This window comes from Aeromonas sp. 600948 (assembly GCF_049174875.1).
GTDB lineage: Bacteria > Pseudomonadota > Gammaproteobacteria > Enterobacterales > Aeromonadaceae > Aeromonas > Aeromonas veronii_A.
Map to the genome: position 1 here is coordinate 212,280 of NZ_JAAKTY010000006.1, position 26,076 is coordinate 238,355.

At 49.2% G+C, this 26,076-nt stretch carries 15 protein-coding genes and 1 pseudogene; 6 read left to right on the plus strand and 10 right to left on the minus strand.

What is annotated here, in order from left to right; genetic code table 11:
• Window positions 1-15: 15 nt before the first annotated feature.
• The 3 genes from hrpA to G5182_RS07840 all read right to left on the minus strand — a co-directional run bounded on the left by hrpA (window position 16) and on the right by G5182_RS07840 (window position 5,951).
• Window positions 16-3,915 carry an ATP-dependent RNA helicase HrpA gene (gene hrpA / locus G5182_RS07830; RefSeq protein WP_421254314.1) on the minus strand — a complete coding sequence of 1,300 codons (3,900 nt, stop codon included), beginning with the start codon at window positions 3,913-3,915 and terminating at the stop codon, window positions 16-18.
• A 217-nt stretch (window positions 3,916-4,132) separates the two neighbouring features.
• Window positions 4,133-4,552, minus strand: a complete 420-nt coding sequence (locus G5182_RS07835) for a CBS domain-containing protein (RefSeq protein ID WP_227342797.1) — start codon at window positions 4,550-4,552, stop codon at window positions 4,133-4,135.
• Between the two features lie 121 nt (window positions 4,553-4,673).
• Window positions 4,674-5,951 carry an HD domain-containing phosphohydrolase gene (locus G5182_RS07840; protein WP_227342795.1) on the minus strand — a complete coding sequence of 426 codons (1,278 nt, stop codon included), beginning with the start codon at window positions 5,949-5,951 and terminating at the stop codon, window positions 4,674-4,676.
• A gap of 220 nt (window positions 5,952-6,171) precedes the next feature.
• Here G5182_RS07840 and G5182_RS07845 point away from each other — a divergent pair.
• A pseudogene (locus G5182_RS07845) lies at window positions 6,172-6,443 on the plus strand (hypothetical protein); the annotation flags it as partial.
• Window positions 6,444-6,702: 259 nt separating this feature from the next.
• On the opposite strand, the gene G5182_RS07850 reads toward G5182_RS07845, so the two are convergent.
• A complete protein-coding gene (locus G5182_RS07850) occupies window positions 6,703-7,080 on the minus strand; it encodes a winged helix-turn-helix domain-containing protein (protein ID WP_216953524.1) in 378 nt (125 codons plus the stop codon).
• A gap of 1,064 nt (window positions 7,081-8,144) precedes the next feature.
• On the opposite strand from G5182_RS07850, the gene G5182_RS07855 reads away from it, so the two are divergent.
• Both G5182_RS07855 and G5182_RS07860 read left to right on the plus strand, forming a co-directional pair.
• Window positions 8,145-8,861, plus strand: coding sequence for a winged helix-turn-helix domain-containing protein (locus G5182_RS07855; RefSeq protein ID WP_227342793.1), 717 nt, complete (start codon window positions 8,145-8,147; stop codon window positions 8,859-8,861).
• 85 nt (window positions 8,862-8,946) lie between these two features.
• A complete protein-coding gene (locus tag G5182_RS07860) occupies window positions 8,947-9,258 on the plus strand; it encodes a hypothetical protein (RefSeq protein WP_216953522.1) in 312 nt (103 codons plus the stop codon).
• Window positions 9,259-9,333: 75 nt separating this feature from the next.
• Here G5182_RS07860 and G5182_RS07865 read toward each other — a convergent pair whose 3' ends face one another.
• The 5 genes from G5182_RS07865 to G5182_RS07885 form a co-directional block, all read right to left on the minus strand.
• A complete protein-coding gene (locus tag G5182_RS07865; RefSeq protein ID WP_227342791.1) occupies window positions 9,334-11,499 on the minus strand; it encodes a putative bifunctional diguanylate cyclase/phosphodiesterase in 2,166 nt (721 codons plus the stop codon).
• A complete protein-coding gene (locus G5182_RS07870) occupies window positions 11,496-12,242 on the minus strand; it encodes a hypothetical protein (RefSeq protein WP_216953520.1) in 747 nt (248 codons plus the stop codon). The genes G5182_RS07865 and G5182_RS07870 overlap by 4 nt, the downstream gene beginning before the upstream one ends.
• Window positions 12,243-12,719: 477 nt before the next feature.
• Window positions 12,720-14,396: an Ig-like domain-containing protein gene (locus tag G5182_RS07875; RefSeq protein ID WP_227342790.1), complete on the minus strand. Its 1,677-nt coding sequence runs from the start codon at window positions 14,394-14,396 to the stop codon at window positions 12,720-12,722.
• A 243-nt stretch (window positions 14,397-14,639) separates the two neighbouring features.
• The gene (locus G5182_RS07880) at window positions 14,640-15,344 is read right to left on the minus strand and encodes a ZirU family protein (protein WP_227342788.1); all 705 of its coding nucleotides are present in this window, start codon (window positions 15,342-15,344) and stop codon (window positions 14,640-14,642) included.
• A 68-nt stretch (window positions 15,345-15,412) separates the two neighbouring features.
• Complete coding sequence (locus G5182_RS07885) at window positions 15,413-18,166, minus strand: inverse autotransporter beta domain-containing protein (RefSeq protein WP_227342786.1); 2,754 nt, start codon at window positions 18,164-18,166, stop codon at window positions 15,413-15,415.
• Between the two features lie 869 nt (window positions 18,167-19,035).
• Here G5182_RS07885 and G5182_RS07890 point away from each other — a divergent pair.
• The 3 genes from G5182_RS07890 to G5182_RS07900 all read left to right on the plus strand — a co-directional run bounded on the left by G5182_RS07890 (window position 19,036) and on the right by G5182_RS07900 (window position 24,196).
• On the plus strand, window positions 19,036-21,162 hold the full coding sequence (locus G5182_RS07890; RefSeq protein WP_227342784.1) for an alpha-galactosidase: 2,127 nt from the start codon (window positions 19,036-19,038) through the stop codon (window positions 21,160-21,162).
• 208 nt (window positions 21,163-21,370) lie between these two features.
• Window positions 21,371-22,714 (plus strand): melibiose:sodium transporter MelB, encoded by a 1,344-nt coding sequence (gene melB, locus G5182_RS07895; protein WP_227342782.1) that lies wholly within the window; start codon window positions 21,371-21,373, stop codon window positions 22,712-22,714.
• Between the two features lie 174 nt (window positions 22,715-22,888).
• Window positions 22,889-24,196 carry a carbohydrate porin gene (locus tag G5182_RS07900; protein WP_227342780.1) on the plus strand — a complete coding sequence of 436 codons (1,308 nt, stop codon included), beginning with the start codon at window positions 22,889-22,891 and terminating at the stop codon, window positions 24,194-24,196.
• Between the two features lie 579 nt (window positions 24,197-24,775).
• Here the strand turns inward: G5182_RS07900 and G5182_RS07905 are convergent.
• A partial coding sequence (locus G5182_RS07905) for a beta-galactosidase domain 4-containing protein (protein ID WP_421254315.1) occupies window positions 24,776-26,076 on the minus strand: 1,301 nt, incomplete at its 5' end.

The window sequence follows — 26,076 nt, forward strand, 5'->3', positions numbered from 1 at the left end:
CAGTTAGATAGCAGCTTAGCACTGAGCGATGGCGTTAAGCACCCGTTTATCGGAGACCGGATAAGGGGTGCCCAGATTCTGGGCGAAGAACGACACCCGCAGCTCCTCGATCATCCAGCGGATATTGGCCACCTCGGTGGGCACCAGCTGGGATTTGGGGATCTTGGCCAGCAGCGCCTTGTACTCCGACTCCACACTGTGCACCTTGAGCATGTAGACCCGATCCCGGTTGGAATCGATGGCCAGCTTCTCCAGACGTCGCTCGATGGCCCGCAGGTAACGCAGCAAGTCAGGCAGCCGCTGCCAGCCGGTCTCGGTGACAAAGCCCTTGTGAATAAGGTTGCCGAGCTGCTGCTGGATATCTGACATGGCAAAGGCGGTGTCGAGCTGCATCTTGCCCTTGAGCCGCTTCTTGATCTCATGGGAGAGCGTCAGCACGGCTTCCACCTGCTTGGCCACCTCCACCACCGCATCGTTGAGCTCGGCGCGGACAAACTCCTTGAGCGCCTCGAAACCGGCCTCATCCCAGGCCAACCCGCCATGTTGCTCGATCAGCTTGTCGCAGCCGCAGGCGATGCAGTCGTCAATCAGTTCCGCCACCTTACCAAAGGGGTTGAAATAGAGCCCCAGCTTGGCCTTGTTGGGCAGTTTCTCCTGCAGGTACTTGATGGGAGATGGCACGTTGAGCAGCACCAGCCGACGCTGACCGGCCCACATCAGCTGCTGCTGCACCACCGGGCTCTCCACCAGCTGGATGGCGACCGAATCCTTCTCGTCTACCAACGCCGGATAGGCCTTCACCTCGAACCCGCCCCGCTTCTGGCTGTACTCTTGCGGCAGCTCGCCAAAGCTCCACAGGGTAAGACCGGACTGCTCGATGTCATCATCTGCCACTTGTGACAGAGTCTCCTGCACCTTGCCGCGCAGCGACTCCTTTAAGGCCTCCAGATCTTTGCCTTCCGCCACCTTCTTGTGTTTATCGTCCACCACCCGGAAGGTGAGTTTCAGGTGATCGGGCACCGCAGCCCAGTCCCAGGATTCACGGGGCACGGTCACACCAGTCATTCGGCGCAGCTGGCGCTCCATCTCGTCCAGCAGCGGCCCCTGCTCGGGGTTGATACTGGCGAGCAGTGCATCGGCATAGTTGGGCGCCGGTACGAAGTTCTTGCGCATCGGCTTTGGCATCGACTTGATGAGGGCCACCAACAGCTCGTGGCGCAGCCCCGGGATCAGCCACTCGAACCCCTTTACCTCTACCTGATTCAGGAGCGGCAGCGGAATATGCAGGGTCACACCATCTGCCGCCTCCCCCGGCTCGAACTGATAGGTCAACTTGAGCTTGAGGCGCCCCTGCTGCCAGAAGTTGGGGTAGTCGAGATCGCTGATGTGGGCCGCATCCCCCTTCATCAACATCTCTTTCTCGAAGTTGAGCAGCTCGGCGTCCTGCTTTTGCACCTCTTTCCACCACTTGTCGAAATGGCGAGCGGAGATCACCTCCTCTGGCAAGCGGGCATCGTAGAAGCGGAACAGATCCTCGTCATCCACCAGGATGTCGCGCCGACGGGACTTGTGCTCCAGCGCCTCCACCTCGGCCAAGAGCTTGCGGTTGTCGCTGAAGAAGCGGTGACGGGTCTCGAAATCCCCCTCCACCAGGGCGCGGCGGATAAACAGCTCACGGCACAGCGCCGGGTCGATACGGCTGAAGTTAATGGTGCGCTCGTTGACCAGGGTCAGGCCATAAAGCGTCACCTTCTCCTTGGCCATCACGGCGCCATTTTTCTTCGACCAGTGGGGGTCGCTGTGGTGCAGCTTGATGAGGTGACCTGCCAGCGGCTCCACCCACTCGGGTTCAATCTTGGCGTTGATGCGAGCGTAGAGGCGCGAGGTCTCCACCAATTCTGCAGCCATAACCCACTTGGGCGGCTTCTTGAACAGACCCGAGGCCGGGAACAGGTGGAAACGGCCGTTGCGGGCGCCGAGGAATTCGGGCTTTTCCAGATCCTTGTTGCCGATATGGCTCAAGAGGCCGGTCAGCAGGGCGCAGTGCACCGTCTTGAAATCCGCCGGTTCATGGTTGGCTTTAAAACCAAGCTCCTTGACCGTCTGACGCAGCTGGAAGTGGATGTCCTGCCATTCGCGCACCCGCAGGTAGGAGAGAAACTCCTTCTGGCACATGCGGCGGAACGGATTGCTGCCAAGGGCATCCTGCTGCTCTTTCAGGTAATTCCACAGATTGACGAAGGCGAGGAAGTCGGACTCCTTGTCCTCAAAGCGTCTGTGCTGCTCGTCGGCGGCCTGCTTCTTCTCCATGGGCCGCTCGCGAGGATCCTGAATGCTGAGAGCGGCCGTGATCACCATCACCTCGCTCAGGCAGCCGGTCTGCGCCGCGCTGATCACAATCTTCGCCAAACGCGGATCAAGGGGGATGCGCGAGAGCTGGCGACCGATATCGGTCAGCTGCAGTTTGGCTTCACGATCGCCGGTGGCGGGCAGCTCGCGCACCGCCTCCAGCTCTTTCAATAGGGTCAGGCCGTCCTTGATATGGCGTGACTCCGGCGGCTCGACGAAGGGGAAGGCCTCCATATTGCCAAGGCCGAGCGCCAGCATCTGCAGGATGACGGAGGCCAGGTTAGTGCGCAGGATCTCGGGGTCGGTAAAGGCCGGACGGCCGTTGAAATCCTCCTCGGAGTAGAGACGGATACAGATACCGTCCGCCACCCGACCGCAACGACCCTTACGCTGGTTGGCACTGGCCTGGGAAACCGGCTCGATGGGCAGGCGCTGCACCTTGGTGCGCCAGGAGTAGCGACTGATACGGGCAGTGCCCGGGTCAATGACGTAACGAATGCCAGGCACCGTCAACGAGGTCTCCGCCACGTTGGTAGCCAGCACGATCCGCCGTCCGGCGTGTTGCTGGAACACCTTGTTCTGCTCGGCGTTGGAGAGGCGGGCGTAGAGCGGCAGCACCTCAGTATCGCGCAGGTTGAGCTTGCGCAAGGCATCGGCGGTATCGCGGATCTCCCGCTCACCGTTCATGAAGATGAGGATGTCTCCTAAACCTTCTCTAGCCAGCTCTTCCACCGCATCGAAAATCCCCTGCAGCTCATCGCGCTCTTCCAGCCCTTCACTTTTATCACTGGTGAGCGGGCGGTAGCGCACCTCTACCGGATAGGTGCGGCCAGAGACCTCTATCACCGGCGCCTTGTTGAAATGGCGGGAGAAGCGTTGCGGGTCGATAGTGGCCGAGGTGATGATCACCTTGAGATCCGGGCGCTTGGGCATCAGTTGCTTGAGATAGCCCAGGATGAAGTCGATATTGAGGCTGCGCTCGTGGGCCTCATCGATGATGATGGTGTCGTACTGGGTGAGCATCCGGTCGTTCTGGATCTCGGCCAGCAGGATACCGTCGGTCATCAGCTTGATATGGGTCTGCTCGCTAACCTGATCGGTAAAGCGCACCTTGTAACCCACGTAGTGACCGAGTTCGGACTCCATCTCCTCGGCAATACGGGCCGCCACAGTGCGGGCCGCCAGACGACGCGGCTGGGTGTGGCCGATGAAGCCCTTCACCCCGCGCCCCAGCGCCAGACAGATCTTGGGGATCTGGGTGGTTTTGCCCGAGCCGGTTTCGCCGGCGATGATCACCACTTGATGCTCTTCAATGGCTTTGGCGATCTCCGCCTGCTTCTGACTGACCGGCAAGTTGTCCGGATAGGTGACCTTGGGTACGCCCGCCAAACGGGACTGGTAACGCGCCTGCGCCGCATCCAGATCGGCGGCAATGGTCTCGAGTACCGCAGCCTGTTTGCCCTCGGGCAACTTCTTGGCACCGTGCAGACGGCTGGAGAGACGGCGGGCGTCGAGGTTCATGCAGGCAGAGAGACGGCGGCGCAGCGCCTCGATAGAGAGAGACAAGGTACGAATTCCTTAAAAGAGTGCCCGACAAGGGGGCCATATCGATAGCTGGGGGAGATCCTAAAGAGCACAGACAGCAGGTGCAAGCCTTAACATGAGACACTGGAGAGGCAAATTAGCCTCCATACCAGGCTACGGATGGGTGAACGCACCATCTCCCAAAACAATGAAGCAGGCCATTGGCCTGCTTCTGTTGCATGTTGCATCCGGTCAGCCCTTAGCCGTGATTGTGTACAAAACAGGTGGTCAACTGGGCATGGATAGCCTGCATCACATTATGGCGATTGATTACCCCGAGCAGCCTGCCCTCCTCCACCACCGGATAGATCTTGGGTTTCTGTCCCATCATCATCTCCGCCAGGGTGAGGATGCTGGTATCTGGCTCAACAGTCAGTACCTCCTTGCGCATCACATCCTTGACCTGAGCGACCTGCTCACAGTGATAAGCTTCCTTGAGCATCACTGCAATGCAATCCTGCTCGGAGATCCAGCCGATCAAGTGTCCCTGCCCATCCACCACTGGCCCTCCCAACTGATGACTGTTCAAAAATTTCTCGACCGCAGCCTGCACCATCATGTCTGCAGTGAAGGTTATAGGTCTGCTCTGCATATAATCCCTGGCTTTTAGCGATTCCATATCAATTCCCCTATCCATAGTCCAATCAGGCTGGCGTCTTGCGCGTCAGTACCGGCACCACGCACGGCTTGCTCCAAGCATAGCTGGCTCACTGCCGGATGGGTCAGCCTCTCCTCCCCCATCAACCGATTGCATATCTGTTTTCATTGGCCGGCATGGCCGCAGCCATCATCTGTGGCAGATAATCCGCCAACGTCGCCACCACGACAGGATCTACCCGACCCTGAGCCGCCAGTTGATGCATAAAAGCCAGAGCATCACGAGCAGGCAGCCCACGTCGATAAGGTCTGTCCTGCACCATGGCCTGGAAAATATCGGCCACCCGCAGGATGCGCGCTTCGAGCGCCATGGCGGATGCCGGCAGATGGAACGGATAGCCCTCCCCGTCAGGCTCCTCATGGTGATAGGCCGCCCAGCAGGCTATCTCCTCAAACCCTTCGATATGACGCAGGATCTGGTAGGTTTCGAAACTGTGGGTATTGATGATTGCCCGCTCCTCCGGCGTCAAGCCGGCAGGTTTGTCCAATATTTCATCAGGAACCCTCAACTTGCCGAGATCATGCAACAGCCCTGCAATTTCGAGCATGTCACAATGGACACTACTAACCCCCAGCCGCTCGGCCAGGGCACGCGAAAGACGGCTCACTCCGAGGGAGTGCGTCATAGTGAATGGACTTTTGGCATCAACGATACCCGAGAAGATCCTGGCCAACGCTTTTAGCTCACCATTATCGGTGATGCAGGACTCCCGCTGCCTCAGCATCTCGTGCATGTAATCATTGATGGCTCGCGCCTCCAGTTGCAACCAGAACGCCTCCGAGCGGGAGGCTTGGAGAAAACCATCCAACAGATCGGTGGCAAAGAATTCGTCACGGCAATCCTGCAGGCGAGCACGGATCTCGTGTGTATGCATTAACAATGAGCCATCGCCATAGAATGGGGCAGCCAGCGCATCGCAACGATCCACCAGAAAGATAAGGTTGGCCTGACGAGCAACCTGGGGCTCCACATCGGCCATCTCGCGCAAGAGATGCCAGTGGGTATGATGATAACGGATAGGCAGTGCCAACGGGGCCAGCAAGCGGAAATCCTTGAGCAGCTGATATCCTACCTCGCAGTGACGCTGGGAGGACTCCCAATCGAACTCACTAACCAGATGGTGATGGGTGATGGTCGAGGAGACACCAATATCGTGCAGCACGCCGAGCTCAAACAACAAACAACATTCAGCTGTATCCAGCCCCAATACCCGACCACACTCGGCCGCCATGATCCCGACCCGTTTACCATGGGCCACATCGCCAATTCCTACCAGATCCAGTGACGCAGACAAGGCATAAACGACCTGTCTGAGATCCACCTGAAGCGAGCACGAACCGGCTTCCTGCGCTCTGTTCATGATCCCTGTCCCATGCTGTTTTGTGATGATGCAAGGGTGTCGTTTTACTCCTTGCTACTGATAAATCTAGTCATTAATCCCATGGTTTACCTCATCACGGTTTTGCAAAAAGCAGTGCAAAGAGGCTTATAGAGCCCTTGTATCCCTACTACCGCTCAACCGGGCCTCTTTCACGCGAACAAGACCTGCTGCTCGATGGGATTGCCGGGATACACCCAACCGGCGTAGAAGGATAAAAGCGGTCATCGCACAGCATGTGCGAGCAGTCGCGACACCATAAGGTTCCGCACACTGGTGTTAAACAAAGCTCGTTATTGCAGCTAAATGCAGTCGCGCGGTGCTTCGGATGGCTGAAGAGGTTTCAGATATGAAAAGCAGGCGAGAGGTTATGCTGTCTTCATCAATCTGGTTTTCTGTCTTGGTGACCAGCGAGAACAAATAGAGATCGTGCATGTTGATATCACATCTTTGAGCTGTACAACCAGGCATTAATTTTCTGCAGTTATCCATAGATAAAAACAATAATATTCCACGCTCCACAAACCGAAAAATATAATTCCTGATTGGCAAGATAGTTAAAATAAGGCTTGACAGCGTATTCATACCTGAACTTTATCATGCTTCAGTATTTTTCGTGAAATGGCGTTGGGCTACTGTAGCTTGCCACGACTATTTCATACTAACAGTAACCCTTACAGCAATGGCCTCACCAATATAATTAATAACCAGCACCGACAATAAATATCAATAATCAAACAGCAAACTCATTTACTTTCAGTTGTTTTTCTAATCTAAATCCCGATTTGGCTGGATTGAATATATAACCAGACCCAGAGACATTTGTCAGGCATGAGCAATCTTCATCTGCTTTCCTCAAGAACTTTCTAATATTTGACAATGAAACCGAAACGGTATTGTCGCAGACAATACGATTAGTCCATACACTATGTAAAATTTCATCTTTTGAGATCAATCGCCCTACGTTATTTATCAAATAAATCAATACATCCCTGTCTTTTTTACCCAGCCTAGACTGTACCAACAATCCCCCCAATGCTTTGTATTCGACAATACCATTTTGAAGATCAAAGGTAACTCCCTTATCTCTATTTACCATTTTTATATACATATCATTTCACCTCGACCAATACAGATTCACATATGCCTGATAACTAAGCAGCAATAATCCTATGTTTTAATCAAAATGTAGTGATGCTAAAATAATAAATTTATAAAAATAAAAAACCCTTTCTTTTCAATTAGTTACACCAACACCATCTCATCTGTCATAGTAATTTCATTGTTCATTCATCACTCCGAATGCTCAGTAACAGGCAACCTTTTCAAAGGCCATCTCCTGTATTATTCAATACTCAAAACCATGAAATAACGACTTAATTAATCTTATATCACTGATATATAAAAAGAGTTCATGAGTATCCTCACATGACATAAAGAATACAATGCTGGTTAAATATAATGCTGATTCGACGCAAATTTACATGAAAAGATATGATTTAATAGGGAGTTAATTTAGATCTATCTATTATCCGATAGCTATGTAGCTATTTGCCAGATCATCGCAGAGAGTTGTCACCAGCTTTGATAACTGTATTTTTACGTTACCGCCTCTGATTATCTCAGGAACCGACATTAGATATGTCTACCAGTCACTTGATAGCTTTATTTACCATAACGTATCAAGCCAGATTTAAACTAGACATGATTTAATATTTATTGTCAAGCTGGCATATATTTAACAGCATTATCAACAACCACTAACAAGTTAATATAACACCAAGAAATTTACCACAACAATAAATATTCAGATGACAATCAAAGCAACTTCTCACATCCTGCTTATTTTTCTTTATAAACATCTCCATCTGTTGTAAAACTACGCAACAAATAAACGGTTAAGATTTGTGTCAAGGTTTATAGTGAGACACCTCACTTAAAATTTTTATAATTAATGGATTAGATAAACTAATTAATACTGAAACTATGATGAGCGATGTCTCACTATTGAGAACGAATAATATACAGGGTGCTTGAATAAGAGTATTGCAACTATAGTAATGTTACTTATAGAATCACTAAAAGTAAGGCTATCGTAGATAGAGGTCTAAGGATTAGCTTTCACTGGATGAGAGCCTTGTTTATAACGTAAAATTTAATCATTGGTGGTTTTGCATGCTGGACTACAACCCCGTCTCAGGTGACGTCACATGGAACTCAGAAGTGATTGCTCGATTAAGCAAAAGCGAGACACTGATTTTTACCGCTTTACTAAAAAAATTAAATCAGTTTTCCAGTAAAGAGGAACTGATTGAAGAAGGGTGGCCTAACAAGTTCGTCTCTCCCAATTCATTGGCAGTTGCTATAAAAAACATCAGAAAAGTACTACAAGAAACTGACGGGGCTTTTAAGATAGAAACCGTTCACCGGAGAGGTTATATACTTCATGGCGCAGCAGACAAGATCCAATCTAGCATGATTGCTCTGCAACCTCCTTGTGACTCGTCAAAAAATAAAAATGAGATAAATACAGAGAATAAAACAACCGAATCAAGTTCAGATGAAGTAGATGAGGCCATTATTGATATGGCCAAAATTAACGCAAAGATCATAGCGCAAGAAAATCATGCCAGTTATTTTAAAAAAATATTTGTCAAAACACTATTCTCGCTGTATTGCGTAGCGATCCTGTCATTAGGTATCATATATTTCTTTTCTTCAGGTGAACTTTACTGCTATCAGTTAAGTGAAAAAACAAAGATATGTGGCGTTTTTGAGCTAAATAAAAGCAAGCAAAAGTCAATATCTGACAATATACAAAAGAAATCTGGTCTTTATCTTTATGGATATGACAACAATGATCAAGACATTAAAGTTCATAGCGTTGACTAGTTTCATAGTCCTCCATACTTATATTATTATTCCGGTTATCAATGGTATGGGGTGCAATTATAACTCAGAGGCAAATGATGTAAAGATGAAATATATAAGCACATGTCGATTCGGCATTGTAGAAACAATCGCATGGAACAAGATTAGTGGAGAGAAAAAACTTTTTAAAGGAATCTTGGCAAAAAAGAAAGACGATTTGTTTTTTTTTGTAGTTTATTCAAAAGAACTATCCAAACCTATATTCGATTTTGATGATGGTCTAAATGTAAGGTTTACCGATGCTCATATATACTCGGCGAAGCAAATTCATGCGGGGCAATACGATTGGGTTCTTCTAAGAAACCCATCGTATCGTGTTTACAAGGTAAATATGGCTGGCAAGTTGGGATTTTGGTAATGCTATTCTTGCTAGCCAATGATATTAAGTAGCATAGCTTTTAATTTTATATCGATTGACGCCTTCTTTATCGGCTTAGAGCCAATCTTTTATGTAGCTTAACATGGCCTCTTCTTTCATTGGTTTTGAGAAATAGTACCCTTGCACATATTTTACCCCCAAGTTTTTCAACACCCAAAGTTCGTCTTCTTCTTCAACACCCTCAGCGATAACGTACATACCCGCTTCGTTCGCATAAGTTAATATGGAGTTCAAAAGGCGCTGCATGGATAGTGAGTTATTAATGCCAGACACTAGATTCCTATCAATCTTGATTGCATCAAAAGCCCCCATACTTAGTGTAGAAAAAAAGGCATAGCCAGTACCAAAGTCATCAAGGTAAACTTCTACTCCGAGTTCTTTTATTTGGCCAACCGCATTAATGAACACTGCCTGCTCAACGATTGGTACCGACTCAGTAACTTCTAAATTTAATGAACCTCGTGGCAATTTACATTCTATGATCACCTTTTCCATTAAGTTTCTAATTATCCCACAATTGAAGATGATCTGAGAGGGAGATATGTTGACTGTAACGGGATAACCTGACTTTAGAATAAAATTTACTGCGCATTGTACCATAAGTTCAAACAGTGCATTCATATGGCCATATTCTTCAGCCCACTGAATTATATCAACCGTGCTAAAATTAGGATGTCGCAGTAATGCTTCAAATGACTTTATTCTCCCCTGCTCAATATCGTGTAGCGGCTGGAATACCGCATAACATTCCCCCAACATTAACTCTATATTAAATGTTCTTTGCAAATAAAATGTCTCATGATTTTTTCGGTAGTCCATCTTTTCTTCAAAATACACTGGCGCACGATCATGGGAGCATTTGGCTGCATACATGGCCATATCCGCTTTATCAAGCAACTCTTCTACTGTAACTGCTTGATGAGGATAAGCGCTAACTCCAATAGAAATACCAATTGAAAATGTGCGCTCTCCTATTGCGATGGGCTGCGTTATTTTTTCGATTAGTTCCTGACAACGCTGCAGGGCTACACTTTTCTCACCAGGAATAACAAAAGCAAACTCATCACCACCAAGGCGTGCGACAGGGCTATTCATACCTAAGATTGATGACATTCTTGCTGAAGATATCTTTAATACAAGGTCACCGGCAGCGTGTCCCATAAAATCATTAATTTCTTTAAATTTATCAAGGTCTGCATATGCGACCAGAAACTCTTCATTGGTGTTACATTTTTCACTTAATACGCTCCTGAATCCCTCTCTGTTAAGCAAGCCAGTCAAAGGGTCTATTAGTTTACTTTTTCTAAGCTCATCTACCGTTTTCTGCAGCGCATGTATAATGTGTGTTTCTTTCTTCCGCATTATCAAGATAATGCTGGTACTAATGCATATACTGTAAAATAAAATAAAATCATAAAGAGATAAATCCAAAGCTACATTTACAGCAGCGCAAAAAGCTGAGACCAACGCCGCAATAACAATTCTCACATAGGGTCTGGATTTAATAAAAAGACAAATAAATGATGCCATCAAGATTAATGCAAACGTTTCCTTTGATAAGGTATGAAAAAACTCATTTACTATAAAAAAAACAATTGATGACAGTGACACCAATAAACAAAAGTTCATCATCTTCAGGTTTTTGTTGTCAGGAATGAATTGCTCTGACAAAAAAAGATATGATGTAAAAAAGGTAAATGCCATTAGGTTTGCGGAAAACAGCTGATATACCAATTTTTCTGAGGAACTAGGGAAAACCAGGACAGATACACTTGCAATAAGAGTACATAAGGCTCCACCAAAATGGAGCCATAAAAATGATAGCACTTCATTGTCTTTTGAAAGAAAAGATATTGATGATTGCCAAAAATTCAACACAAATAGAAAGCCAATGATAAATACAGTGTTATTGACAGCATACATTATCAATGATGACCAATAAGACCCCATTCCCATAGGATAATTTTGGCTACTAAAATAGAGTAAGTTGAACCCTATTACTGTCATGAAAATTGATATTAGTGATATTGTCTTATCTATGCAGCGACCAAATGCCCATAGAAAAAATACCAGATAAGCATTAGGTGCCCAGATAATGCTGTATTCAGAATGATGATGCCCATCATTTTTCAATGTATGGAATACATCTTGATAAATCATATTACAGAGTGTTAATGTACACAATGCAATAACAAGTGTAGTATTCTTGATGGCACTCATAACATGACCTTATAGGAGACATCATCCAGATTTTTTGCTAAATGAGCAGTTGAAATATAATCGCCCATCAATGCAAAAAATGGTGTCCGACAAGCTATATCCAGATCTGTCTGACTTTGCACTCTATCTAATATGAGTTGCATTGCCAGTTTTTCTTTAACATAGAAGCAGGTATCAATAAAGTGATTAACTTCCGCCAAATTAGACGGAGGCGGTCCTAATCTGACATATTTAAATAGTTCTTTAACCACCTGGAAATCTCTGGGTTCGTTATCTTTCCAGTTATACCCTCCCAGACAAACCATATGGCCACTATCGACTATTTTAAATAGTGACTTTTGCCACTCCTTATCATTTTTATGATATGGTAAATTCAAGTCAAGAATCAACTCTATCTTTTGAGAGCGCAGACTATCCATCAATGCTATTAGCTGGCTAGATATTTTTGATAATACTCGTGGTTCAGCCTTAAAAAATAACTGACATGGCCGACGTCCAGCTTGATGATATGCCTTGCAACACTCTTCAAGAAGTGACATTTGTACACAGGTGATCATCAAAAGCAAATCGTGATCACAGGAATGATAGAATGAAGCCGCCTCCATACTGAGTGGTCTAAAATAGAAACCAGCCATTCTTTTTTTAGGGTCTTTGCTATAAATATCCTGTACAAATAATCGAGTGTAGCTATTCCACCACTCAATATCATCCTCACCGATGTTCCAACTGTTATCCTGTTCCATTTCATCCCCAATCTGACCGGTCTATGATGTTTCAAATTTGGCAGATTGAGATTTTAAGTTGAGCCATCAAAAAGATGATGATTAATAAAATAATAAAAACCACTCACCAAGACAGATGATGGCAACATAACGCATTGATTTAATGCGATTTCATGGATAACCATACAAATGATTGTATCTCCAAGAATGATCTTTTTACAACGTGAAGTTTAATTCTTCATGCTCTATTTTTTGAGCCACATATATTAAAACTCGGCAACCGTCCTCTGATAGCTTTCATATTTGTACTTCTGCATGGGGTTGGTTTTATAACCATGCCAAGCTCAACGAGCTGTAGTATATGGATATCACTCTTGTTGTTCAGTAGTGATGGCGTGAATAACCGCAGTGCAAAATTGAGGGGATAATGGTGATCACATCACCACTATCCCCGGTTAGTTCCATTCAATCGGTATCGTTCCGGGAAACAAGGCCTCCTCAACGACGTATGCACGCTACCTGGCTAGGCTGTGTGTCACCGAATCCACCAACGAGACCTGTGTGCATATAGACGGCGGCATGTGCACTAACAGCAAGAGGGTCGTACGTCTCACTCGTCCAATAGTCATCGAAAGAGCCACCACACTTGTTAGCCAGTGGCCATCCATGAACATGACACAAGGCATAATTCTCACCAGAAGAAGGAGATATCTCGACAAACAATGCCTGCAATTCAGCTACCGTCGGTAGACGGCGTCCGATGCTATTGCAGTAGTTGTCGGCATCCAGCCAATTCATGGTGGCCGGATCCGGCTTGAGGAATCTTGTTATCATCAATTCTGTAAAGCTGACCGTTGCCGCTTTTTGCACGGTATCGCTATTTTTCGCATATAGCGTCACCTCCACATCCTCAACCACGCTGCTGCGCAGTGACACGATCACCTCACCAACGTCATTGGTAGTGGTCGTCCATGGCGACTCGTTATCGAACGTGGCGGTGCCCTTGTCAGCACTGAACTGCACAGTGATCGGCACATTTGCCAGAACCGACCCAGCAAGGTCTTTGAATGTGGCCACTATTGTGTTCCAGGCCTTATTATTGGCGGGCTGATTATTGGTCCCCACGGCTAATGTATCGAGCACCGGATAGAGTGCGAAGTTGGCATCACTGGTCATGCCCGTGTCACCAGAATTGGCTTCAGCCCTTGCCGTCACGGCGACCCTCTCAGCCCGGGTGTTGATGAGGGTCACTGTTGCCAGACCATTACTGTCGGTCACACTTGTCGCTGCGCCCAAGGTTGCCGTGGTGCTGCCATGCGACCATACCACGCTAGCGCCCTGCATGGGGTTCCCCTCAATATCATGCACAGTCGCTGTCAGCAGGTCAGCGCTGACGTTATCCGCAGGCTGATTGTCAGTGGTGGTCACCAGTTGGGCCACTCTCGCGGTAGCTGGGTTGGCGGCCAGAGTCACCTGCAGTGATGGAGGAAGTGTGGTCAAGGGAGCGCCATCCAGCTGTGGCATCAGGGTGACAACGCCAGACTTGGTCCCCGTCAGGATGTACTCATAGATACCATTGCCCCGGTCGTTTTCCATCAGGGAGATAACATCTGTATCCACACCGCTATAACCTAGCTCCACCCGATCACTGATGCCGGTTACCGGTGTTTGATTGTCGTCTTTGAGGGTCAGCATCAGAACTGCATTATCAACCCCATCCGCCACTATGGTGGACTTGTCGACACTGAAGGTGGATTTGGCGGGGGCTGGCCGCCCCTGCACCACAGCAGAGAGAGAACTGCTTACCTCTACCCCCTCATGCGGATCAGTCGCCGCCGGATTGGTGGCCGGGGTAACAGCAAAGCGAAGCTGTTTGCCACGCTCGGCATCGGTCAACAGATAGCGATCACCTCTGGCGAGTTCGATGTCACTATTATTCAGCCAGCGCAATACACTGCCCTGTTCCTCGTCGGTATCCAGGTCATTAAAGGTATATGTTCCCAGCAGGGTATCCCCCACCAAGGGCGCCGCCGGGCCAGTCAGTGTCACGCCAGATGCCACTGGCGCACGCCCCTGCACCGACAGGGTGTTGGCACTTTCGGCCATTGCTCCTGTCGTTTGCCACAGCACCATCCACAGTGCCAGATATGACAAATAACGAGATATCACCTTCATTCAAACACTCTCCGGTTTACGACAGCACCATCACCTGCTGTAACTCGCCAGCCTCGCCATTTTTACAGGCCAAGCTGATTAAAATGGTGGGCGCCCGCGGGCGCCCTGTATTACTGATTGATGTGCCCACCTCACCTTCCCTGGCAAGGCAGGACAACCCGTTATCCATCCGATAACCATCAACCTCTTGCTGCGGGCGATGGTCCGGATATCATGCCCATCCAGCCGGGGCTGGTGATGGCTTTACTTCTTGGTGACATCAACCCGCAGCTTGCGCTTCTGATCATCCTTGCTTGGGGTGTAGGTTTCACTGACAGCCCCAGGAATGTTGATGTAGTTGCCACCTGCACCATCCTCAATTTGCCATGTGTAGTTGTAATCACTCGCCACCCCAACCCCACCGGCACTGGTAGTGACCTTGGCCCTGAGTTCGGTCGAGACAATCGGATTGCCAGCAAGCGCAGCGTCAGTGGCCGCAATGACGATCTCGACGGCATCCACCTCATTGGGATCAACCACATCAACAGAACCATCGCCATCAGGAGAGCCCCCCGCCGCCGCAACTTCATTCCCCTGATAAGGGTCTGTCGTGGTTGCATCGGTTTGCGGAATAACTCCTGCTGTGATTTGGGTACCAAGATCTGCCAAAGTCAGGGAATAACTATCACCGGTTACCCCCATATCAATGCCATCGCGATACCACTTGTACTCACTCGGTGCTTGAGCATCCATATCCGGATCATCAAAACCTTGTTCTTCAATTTTGAGGCTGTCACCTACATCCACTCGACCGTTGTTGTTGACATCGACATAGTTGAATGACACTCCAGTCAACGTTGGGGGTCGCCCCTTCACAGTATCGGTTGGAGCCGATGTCAGCGCGCTGGCGCCACTGGCTACGCCCCACATTACCATTGCGATCGATACCGCGATTTTTTGCTTTCTCATCACTTGCTCTCTTCCTTTTGGCTACAAAAAATGACTTACATGGCGTCGATAAACGCCACTCCGGATGCTCACAGCGCCGCAACAATGACGCGCACCCGTTTCTTCTGATCCTCTCGCACGGGTAAATAGGTCACACTGGTCGCCCCAGCGATATCCACAAAACGTCCAGTACCGACCTCCTCCTCGATCTGCCACTGCCAGGTCAGTCCTGTGCGGCACGCGCTCGAGCCGCAGTCAGGCACGGCCGTCAGTACAGACCCCACCTCAGGAAAGCCGTTAACTAGCCCGGTAATCGTCACTCCCATCAAGCTCGCGAGGTAATTCACACTGCTAGCCGGCCCCGTGTTGCCGCTCTTGTCGGTAGCCGTGGCAGTAATGGTGCCACTCCCCTGCACCGTCGGGGCTTCCAGGCTGTAGTTGCCATCCACGTCCGCGGTCGTGGTGCTGGTCGTACCATCCGGCCAGGTAATGGTCACCGTGCTGTCCGGTTCAGCCTTGCCACTGACCTCCGGCTTGTTGTCGCTATTGCGATCCGTCGCAACCAAGGTCGGAGCCCCAGGTGCCGTTGAGTCGGTGTAGTTCACGCTGGTAGCCGGCCCCGTGTTGCCGCGCTTGTCTGTAGCCGTGGCGGTGATGGTGCCACTCCCCTGCGCCGTCGGGGCTTCCAGGCTGTAGTTGCCATCCTCATCTGCAGTCGTGGTGCTGGTCGTGCCATCCGGCCAGGTAATGGTCACCGTGCTGCCCGGTTCCGCTTTACCAGTGGCCTCTGGCTTGTCGTCACCATTGCTGTCGGTCACTGTCAACGTCGGGGCCCCCGGCACAGTTGCATCATCAATAAACTCAAACTCCATGCTGTCACGCGCCACATGCCCACTCGGGAAGGTGACCTCTACATCCAGGCGATACCGAGTGCCGGGGTTGGGTTGCCCAGGCGCAACCAGCTCACGCCCCGTCAGTACCTGTGCAGGCCCCTGAAATGTCAGGCGATAGCGGTACTGGTAACCATCGCGGTCCGCTTCTACATCCCCCTCAATACTCTCAATCGGGATCCCATTTCGCGCTTTGGCAGGCTTCTGACGGGGATCAACCACCCCCCAGTCAACGTGGTAGTGAGCACCGGGGCGAAGTTGAACAAAGTGTTCTGCCAACTGAATAGCGGGTTGCAGCCCAGAGTCTTCCGAGACGACAACAACCCCTTCCGCGATGGCTTCATGGCCATCAATGTCGGTGACGATGGCAACGATCGGATATTGATTGGATTGGCCAATGCGATAGATGGGCAAGACCGGAAGTGTAAGGGAACGTTTGTCCTGCCCAACCGTATCGACAGGGCCAAGTCCACTGAGCCCCAGGATCTCGCCAAACCACTGGATGGAGGCTATCTGGCGGGAATGCTGAATGTTGAGCGTCAAGGTCAGGGCTTGCCCCTCTCCCGCAGAATACTGGTCGTTGAGAGAGGCCTTGAGGAGTACCTTGTCGCGATACTCGAGCACCATGTCATTGTTACGCTCAACCAGATCGTGGCGCATACCTGCCAGCGACTTGTCGACACGGGACGGATTCAGCATGTCCGAGAGCGTGGCCCCCAGCTTCCACTCCAGCCCCAGCGTAAAACGGGTGTCATGTTGCCTGCCGCTCGCTTCAACTTGCTCGACATCCATCTTGAGTAACGGGAAGGGGTTATAGTGCAGACCGGCAGTGATGGCATGCGGATCGCGCTCAAGCTGATCTGCGCCCAGCAAGTCAACCCGCTCCCCCAAATACTGCTCGGCAGTGAGCGATGCGCTCCATTGCGGATAGGCCGGCAGATAGGCCTCAAGACGCACATCCATACCGCGTGCTGCGCGCTCTTCCATACCCTCAAACCGTGGGGAGTCACGCCAACTGCTCAGTGGTGTATAAAAGTTGGCACCCAACTTGAGATAGTCACGCCACGCCTCAGCCCCGACTCCCGCACGCCAGTGCCGGTTGGTCAGGTCATAATCAGCAAACAGGTTGTAGCCCAGCATCCAGCGGTCTAGGAAATGACGCTGGCCCACCCCCAGGTTGGCAATGGTGCGCGCCTGCCCATTTCGGCGTAGACCAAACTGGGTAAACAGCAGGGTCTGCTGCTCTTCCGCAAGCGGCAACAAGAGATCCGCCTCGGCAGTGACCATATTGAAATCGTCATCCAGTGTCACCCGGGTTCTGGCTGTGCCCATCGTCCCCAGCAAGGATGCTGCATAGGCATTGGCCTCCTCTTCAAAATGGGTGACCAGTTGCTGACGCCAATACTGCTTCTCTTGTTCTGGCCCATGATGCGGTGCAGTCGCATCCTGTGTAACGCTCTGCGCGGAAGGCGGTAGATGCCGCAGACTTCGTTTAAACCCCTTAACCAATTCACTGTGGTTTTCCTGATCTGACGGCATCTCTGACTCGGCAGGTGAAAACAGCTGCCCCAAGCGGGCAGCCTGCTCGGCAACCTTCTGCTCGACATCCACAGGGGTTGGCGTAGGCGCCGTCAAATGCAGTGGATTGGCGCCTGACAGCGCAGGTAAAACGGACGCACGCGGTAAATTGATAGTGTCACCTACCGGCAAATGAGGGGCGTTTAGCGCCAGGTTGCCATTTAATGCCAACAGTTGGTGAGGTGTTGTGCCAAACTGGCGTGAGACAGAACCAAGCGTATCTCCCTTTGCGATCTGATAGCGGATAAGTTCAGGTTGCTTGGCTGCGGGCATGGAGAGTTGCCCAGCCGCATAAGCCACAGGAAATAATGCCTGCTGTCCTAAAAAGAGATAAGTCCAGACGCTTTGATGGACTTTACTTGGTGTGAAACTCATAAATAGACCCTTGAGTATATCTTTAGCGGCAGGACTATATATGAGGGGCTGCATTTGAGATCTATATATTAAATTTTAAAGTCACAATAAATAAATAATAAATGTAATTAATTTAAATAACCCACCTTGGTATCAGCTTGATACATATAGCATTTCTCTTTATATCAGCCATAAACACAAACAAAACAGACCTCATTGAGCCCTATTGCATCAGGCATGCTCATTTAACTGGAATTCAGAAAACGTGACAAGCATCACAATTAAATCTATTTATAATACAGCTTGAGTTCAGGTTTGCTGCGATGTCAGTCCATGAGCACCCCTGTTCCCCTAATACATTTTAAAGTTCAAAAAACATCCACCAACAAAGAATCTTAATTTTTATCAGCATCCTACTTCACCTTGGTATATTTCTGTGTCACCACCGCTCGAACATTGATCCACTCTGGCAAACGTTTCCGATTAAACAGTACTCAGCTGTGATTTACTCGCGGAACAGAAACTTCATAAGCAAAGCACGAGTAATTTGCGTGCCTCCTATGAAAAGAGAGTGCATCGCCATAAATAGAAAAGAGGTCGACACCTCTTAATATTAAAATAATAAATTAATGTTATGCCAATTGGTTATTTTCTTTCTTCATTTACGACATCAGTGCTAAAAAAAACAGTACCACTCCTCCATAAAATTCAATTAAGGCTAAAAAAAAGCCATTTTTGTGAGTCAGGTAGCGCTATTGATTTTTTTTAGTCACACCAGTGGAATCGTTTACACTACTGTTGCGCCAACCACATTAATTAATCGGCATTTTATTGTTCTGTCTGCCGTCAGCATTAATTACTCCCCTCTTTCAGAGGCCAAAGGTAGAGAAATGGAAAAGATCTGCAAGATAAGTGGTCGACGCACGGAAATGCTCGTTAACCTGACGCAAGGAGCTGAAATTATCTATTGGGGCAACAAGTTAACATTGACGCCCCCGGAGCGCTGCCTATCCCTTGATCGGCCAGTGCCTTTTGGCCGACTGGATTGCGATGTCCCGTTAACTTTGTTTCCGGACTCCGGTTCGGGCGTCTTTAGCTCCCCTGCATTGGAAGGGCATAGAAATGGTCAGGATTGGTCTCCGGTCTTCACTATTCAGTCTGTCGAGCACGACGAACATTCCCTACGCCTTGTCAGTCATGATCCTGTCGCTCGCCTGTGTCTCTTGACTGAACTCACCATAGATCCTCTTTCTGACATTGTCGCCGTGCGCCATACCCTGAACAATGAAAGCGAGGAGCCCTTCACGGTAAACAGGCTCGCGACAACATTGCCATTACCCATGCGCGCCATTGAGTGTTTGTCATTCTACGGGCGTTGGGTTAATGAGTTCCAACAGCATCGACATATCCTGATGCACGGTGGATTCCAGCAAGAGAACCGCCGTGGTCGTACGTCTCACGAACACTACCCGGCGCTCATCATCGGCACCAAAGGATTTGATGAACAGCACGGAGAAGTATGGGGAGCTCATCTGGCCTGGAGCGGTAATCATCGAATGCGAGTTGATGTAAAGGCTGATGGTCGTCGTTTCTTGCAGGCCGAAGCACTCTACTACCCGGGGGAAATTTGCCTGCAAAAAGATGAACGCATCACGACCCCCTGGCTCTATGCAACCTATTGTGCTGATGGCCTGAATGGCATGAGCCATCAATTTCACCAGTTTGTGCGTGAGCACATCCTGACCTTTCCGCAGCGACGCAACTATCAGACATGCCGACCGGTACATCTCAACACATGGGAAGGTATCTACTTTGAGCATGATCCAGACTACATCATGTGTATGGCCACTGAGGCAGCCAAGATGGGTGTGGAGCGCTTCATCATTGATGATGGCTGGTTCAAGGGCCGCTGCAATGATAGGGCGGCACTGGGTGACTGGTACCTGGATAAGCAGAAATATCCTGATGGTTTGCAGCCGGTTATCGAACATGTCAAAGCCATGGGCATGGAATTTGGCATCTGGGTTGAACCAGAAATGATCAGCAAAGATTCTGATCTATATCGCCAACACCCCGACTGGCTGATGGAACTCGATGGCTATGAGCAACCAACAGGTCGCAACCAATATCTGATCGACCTGCAGAATCCTGATGCCTTTGCCTACTTGTTGGAACGTCTTGATGACCTGCTGAGCCGCTATGATATTGCCTATCTCAAGTGGGACATGAACCGTGAAACGGTCCAGCCTGCTCACCACGGACAAGCTTGCCAAACACGCCAGGTACAAAATGTCTATCGACTGATGGACGAGCTTAAAACAAGGCATCCACATATCGAGATTGAATCATGTGCTGCCGGTGGTGGCCGTATCGATTATGAGATCCTAAAGCGAGTGCAACGTTTCTGGCCATCTGATAACAATGACGCACTCAAACGTCAGGAGATCCAGAGCGGGTTTAGCTATTTTTTCCCGCCTGAAGTGATGGGCTCTCATATTGGCGCTCGACATTGCCATGCCACTCGCAGAGTATCCGACATCGACTTCCGCGGGATCACAGCCTTGTTTGGACATATGGGAATAGAGCTCGATCCGGTCAAAGAGTCGGACGAAGAGAAAGCTGGCTTTGCAAAATACATCGCATTGCATAAGCAGTATAGAAACCTGCTTCATAGCGGAATCACCTACCGTATTGAAAGCGACGATCAACAAGCTCAAAAAATCCATGCCGTCATAACTCCTGATGCCAAGCATGCATTAGTGATGGTTGCACAGCTAGATATGCCTACATATGCCCACAGCGGCACTTTACGGATACCGGGATTAATCGCGCAAACACAATATCGCGTCAACGTCATCGCGCATCCGAATAACTTTCATAATGGCCTGGTTAACAAGCAACCCGTCTGGAGCCTTGCTGGTATCGTATCAAGCGGCGAATGGCTGCGCCAAGTAGGTCTGGCAATGCCAATTCTTGATCCAACTACGGCCATCTTGATCGATATATCAGCGTTATAAATTGACAGTTTAATTATCTCGATTCACAAATAATCAGAGCGAAACGGCCATTGAATTATGGCCGTCCTCGATGTCATCGACATGATTAAAAACCGGCCAAGATAACCCTTTGGGTTTTCATTATATTTAGACTAAACCTTCATTATTTCACGTTATTGTATTAATCAAGAAAAATCACACATGACACTCACAATAAGGATGAAACTTTATGAGTATAAGCAATGTCGCCAAACTTTCCTATGGTATAGGAGCCCTTGGTAAAGATTTGGCATGTTCGATAATTTACATTTATTTAATGTATTACTATACCGATGTCGTTGGCCTTGAAGCTGCATTCGTAGGCACTTTATTTTTAGTCGCCAGAATTTGGGATACGTTCAACGACCCCATCATGGGTATGATTGTTGATAATACTCGCAGTCGCTATGGTAAGTTCAGACCATGGATCGTTATTGGTACCCTGATAAATTCAGTCGTGATGGTAGCTGTTTTCTTCACCCATGAGTTTGAAGGAACCGCACTATACATTTATACAGCTATCAGTTATATCCTCTGGGGAATGACATATACAATCATGGATATTCCCTACTGGTCGTTCATTCCCGCGCTAACCAGCAATAAGAAAGAGCGAGAGCAGATTGTGGTGATCCCTCGCCTATTTGCAAGCTTTGCCTGGTTTGTTATGGGAGCCTTTGGCATGAAAGCTATCGATATTTTGGGTGATGGCGATAGTGGTGCCGGCTTCGCCAAGGTATCGATGATTATTGCGCTAATATTCATTTTGAGTGCTTTGCTGACCGTATGGAAAGTAAAAGAAGATAGCGCTATTGCGACCAAGGTGTCTGAGAAGATCAACTTTAAAGATGTAAAAGCGATTATCTTCCAAAATGATCAACTAAAGGCTTTGATAGGTATTGTGTTGTGCTTTAACTTGGCAATGCAGTTAGCCGGTAGTTTTGCTATCTACTACTTCACTTATGCGATGGGCGATAAAGATATGTTCGCCGTCTTCATGGGATTTGCGGGCTCTGCCGAGATCATCGGACTGGTGTTATTCCCACTGATCGTCAGCAAACTATCTCGCCCCATGATTTGGCGCCTTGCTTGTGTTTTCCCACTGATGAGTTATGTCATCTTGCTGCTTACCGGTCATTTTATGCCAGAGAATACACTACTGATCGGAATGGCAGGAGCCGCAATGAAGTTGGGCTCAGGCTTTGCCTTGGCGATGTCAACTCTTATGTTGGCAGATGTGGTTGATTACGGTGAATACAAGATGGGCATGCGCAGTGAAAGTGTCGTCTTCTCGGTGCAAACCATGCTGGTGAAAGCTGCCAGTGCATTTGCCGGCTTCCTGACTGGTATTGGGCTAACAATAGTTGGCTATGTCCCAAATACTTTGCAAAGCGAAGGCACTGTGCTGGGAATGCAGGTCTTGATGTTAGGCATTCCGAGTCTGCTAATTTTTCTGAGCTATCTGATTTATAAATCAAGTTATAAGCTCAATGGTAAATTTCACGATGAGATACTGGCCGCACTGGGTCGAGTTTGAATATAGAGAAAAACAAGTTGCAAGAAATAAGTGAGTTCGTCATTTAGGTTCTCACTGATAGTCGCATCATTTTCACATTAATAGCTCTAGGTTACCTGGTGAAATAGGTCGTGCCTTTTATTCTCTTAACGATGCAAAGAAAATCCATTTAATATTGACAAGTAAGGAAAATACATGAAACTAAAAAAATCAAACTGCTTCAGTCTGCTTTTATTAGCGATGCTGCCTTTGTCTTCTCAGGCTGCATTTGAAAATTTCACAACTATGGGATATGCCAAGTGGGGCAATATAAACACGAATAACGATGAACGTAATGGGGGTAAAGGAGAACTGGATGCTGTACTACGAGCCCAGGAGGGGTATGGCAACTATCGTCTTGGTAATGAGATGAACTGGTGGGAGTTGGGTTTCAAGGCTGACTTGTGGCGGCAAGAGGAGGCTTACTTCGATTTCACATATTATATTGGCAGTGGCGACAAGTGGAGCGATGTCGGTACATTACAGGTCTGGTCTTCTGCTCATAATATATTGCCAAGTTTGCCTGGCGCGGTAGTCTGGGCCGGGGAGCGCTTCTATCAGCGCCATGAAGTTCACATGATCGATGTCAAGTATTGGGATGTCTCTAACAAGGGCTTTGGTATTGAAAATATTGACGTTAGCGGCACCAAGCTTCATCTCGCCTATTTCACCCCGGAGAGCAGTTATAATGCCCTTGGTGAAAATGGGGCCTACCATGACGAGATCCGTTCGTTACACCACTTTGATGTTCGACTATCCGATATAAATATAAGCAGTGGTGCACATATAACGCTCGGTTTGAACTATGTATTCGCCCAGAATGATCATTTCGAACAGTTTGATAACAAAGGTTATCCAAATCAGGAGATCACGGATAGCGGTGCAATGCTGAGCATGCTATACCAGCAGAAGTGGGTTCTAGGTAGTAATACGTTCGCTATGCAGTATGGTATCGATGGATTGGCTGGCGGTTTGATGAGTGCCGAGGGTGCATCAGCAGTAAAATATGCGATTGGAGTCGACCATGATGGCAGTAGTTTCCGCGTTATAAACCATGGCGATCTCATTTTTAATGACAAGTGGAGTGCTCTTTATTCAATAGCTTATCAAAGCCTGGAGCTTGATAATGAGTACGGCAGTGACTGGTTCAGTGCTGGTATGCGTCCGCAATATAGTTGGAATGACTTTACAGCAACGGCTCTTGAAATTGGTTACGAGCGCGTCAAGGCTCAAAATGGTTCAGGTGTGAACAACTTCTCCAAGGTAACGTTGGCACAAATGTTCCAAGCTGGCCGCTCTGTCTGGGCTCGACCAACCCTGCGTTTATTTGCCACCTATGCCGAACTGGATAATGAGTGGAGTCGTCAAGGTGATGTGTATGGCAAACCTGTTAAGTTGACTGGCGATAAAGCCGGTAGTCAAAACGAAGCGACTTTCGGCTTTAATATCGAAGTATGGTGGTAAATATATTTACTAAAAAATGTCGCCATACTAAATACCAGTATTAAATTATCTATGCACAATGCCAGTCAGTTATATATGACTGGCATTGTTATTAGTTGGCTGCATGTGACACGATATATACCTGAGTCATGTTTACAATGATTCATTACGAAAACTCTGTGCCTCTAGGCTATATCTCATATTGATGTTATTGATAGGCATGGTTGCACGATAGTGACAGTTCTATATAAATATCTTTAATAAAGAGTATGATAAATATTTCTCTGTGATGAAGCCAGCAATATTTTTTGGTAACCTCCGATAAAAATATAGCAAAACCGTTCTGATGAGGTTAAGTAATCAACACTTCCCTAAGGGAAACATCATGGCTCACTTTTTACAAACTTGATTTTTATGAGATAGCTTCTACACCAGAAAATAACGAGTTTGTTATCTCCATCAGATGAGATATCCAGCTTGGTGAACTCGAATCTTCTCCATGAATCTAACCTGGTGTAGAAAGTATGTTTATAACACGCCATAAAATAGAAGCGCCGGATGATACCCGGCGCTTCATCATGATGGTCTGGCAGGCTTCACTTAATAAAGGGTGCAGCCCCAACGGTAACGACGCTCGAGCAGTTGATACTCGGGACGCACGCTCTGGCTCCAGGAGTCATCCCCGCCCACCCCCATGTGGGCGCCATCGAGGCAGACCCACAGCCCCTCTTCGGCCACCAGATCGCTCTGGTGACGGGCGGCGGCCAGCTGTTGCTGACTGAAGCGGCTGGCACTGAAATGGAAGCTGCCGTTCACCGTCGTGCTGCCCAGCTGCAACTGGCGGGTATCGCAGCGCAAGCCGTTGTCGCTCGGGAAGATGTAAGGGGTATGCATCGCCTCCAGCGGCAAACTCCAGCGACCAAGATCAGCACCCAGCAAACGGTCCGGATAGTTCTCGTGAGGGCCACGTCCCAACCATTCGGCTCGCGCCGGTACCTCGGCCAGATGAAGCAGCAGGCCAATCCGCGGCAGCGACGGCAGCACCTGCGCCAGCTCGGTCTCTATCTCCAGGCTCATGGCGCCATCGTCGGTAAAGCGGTGATGCCAGTGACTCACCAGCAGCAGCTCATCGCGGTGGAAGTAGCCATGGCTGACCCGGATATCCCCTCCGGCGACCGCGAGCCCCAGACAGCGGTGCTGCCACTGGCCGAGGCCACAACCCTGCCAGCGGGCAATCCAGGAGTTGGGGTCGGTGTGATCCGCTTCGCTGGTGCCGATGTCGTTGTCGAGCGGGGCGCGGTAGAAATGATCCATGATCGGCGCCAGCAACTGCTCCTGCCCTGATTTTTGCCAACTGGTGATGCGGCCGCTCAGCTTGTCGAGCCACCACTGGCTGTTTGCGGCGGTGATCCACCAGCCATCCGGCTGCTCGCTCAGGGTGGCGGCAGCGACCGGCGCTGGCAGGGCGAGGGGGGTCGGCAGGGTGAACTGCTGACGGGCGACCTTGTGATCCGCCTGCGACCATAGGGTAGCCTGCGGCTGAACGATGGCCAGATCGAGCCAGGCCAGTGAGCCTGCCGCAAAGGCGGGCAACGCCTCGCTCAGAGTCAACTCGATCACCCCCTGTGGCGCCAGCTCAAGGGAAACCTCCCCCTGCTGCTGCACATGGCCGTTCTCGCACAGCTGCCAGCAAAGCCGCTCGTTGTCGGTTTCCCGAAACAGGTATTCGCTCTCGATCCTCACCCGCAGCGGGGTGTGCTCAAGCAGAGTGAAGCGGAACGGCTGTTGGGCGCGCTTCGCCTCGCACAGGGCGGGATGGGGGGGGCGATCCGGGAACAGCAGACCGTTGCAGCAGAACTGGCGATCGTTTTGCACATCACCGAAGTCGCCGCCATAGCCCC

Excerpts from the sequence above, each read along its gene's own strand:
- G5182_RS07835 (WP_227342797.1), bottom strand. The coding sequence starts at position 4,552 with ATGGAATCGCTAAAAGCCAGGGATTATATGCAGAGCAGACCTATAACC.
- G5182_RS07840 (WP_227342795.1), bottom strand. The coding sequence starts at position 5,951 with ATGAACAGAGCGCAGGAAGCCGGTTCGTGCTCGCTTCAGGTGGATCTC.
- G5182_RS07850 (WP_216953524.1), bottom strand. The coding sequence starts at position 7,080 with ATGTATATAAAAATGGTAAATAGAGATAAGGGAGTTACCTTTGATCTT.
- G5182_RS07855 (WP_227342793.1), top strand. The coding sequence starts at position 8,145 with ATGCTGGACTACAACCCCGTCTCAGGTGACGTCACATGGAACTCAGAA.
- G5182_RS07860 (WP_216953522.1), top strand. The coding sequence starts at position 8,947 with ATGAAATATATAAGCACATGTCGATTCGGCATTGTAGAAACAATCGCA.
- G5182_RS07865 (WP_227342791.1), bottom strand. The coding sequence starts at position 11,499 with ATGAGTGCCATCAAGAATACTACACTTGTTATTGCATTGTGTACATTA.
- G5182_RS07870 (WP_216953520.1), bottom strand. The coding sequence starts at position 12,242 with ATGGAACAGGATAACAGTTGGAACATCGGTGAGGATGATATTGAGTGG.
- G5182_RS07875 (WP_227342790.1), bottom strand. The coding sequence starts at position 14,396 with ATGAAGGTGATATCTCGTTATTTGTCATATCTGGCACTGTGGATGGTG.
- G5182_RS07880 (WP_227342788.1), bottom strand. The coding sequence starts at position 15,344 with ATGAGAAAGCAAAAAATCGCGGTATCGATCGCAATGGTAATGTGGGGC.
- G5182_RS07885 (WP_227342786.1), bottom strand. The coding sequence starts at position 18,166 with ATGAGTTTCACACCAAGTAAAGTCCATCAAAGCGTCTGGACTTATCTC.
- G5182_RS07890 (WP_227342784.1), top strand. The coding sequence starts at position 19,036 with ATGGAAAAGATCTGCAAGATAAGTGGTCGACGCACGGAAATGCTCGTT.
- melB (WP_227342782.1), top strand. The coding sequence starts at position 21,371 with ATGAGTATAAGCAATGTCGCCAAACTTTCCTATGGTATAGGAGCCCTT.
- G5182_RS07900 (WP_227342780.1), top strand. The coding sequence starts at position 22,889 with ATGAAACTAAAAAAATCAAACTGCTTCAGTCTGCTTTTATTAGCGATG.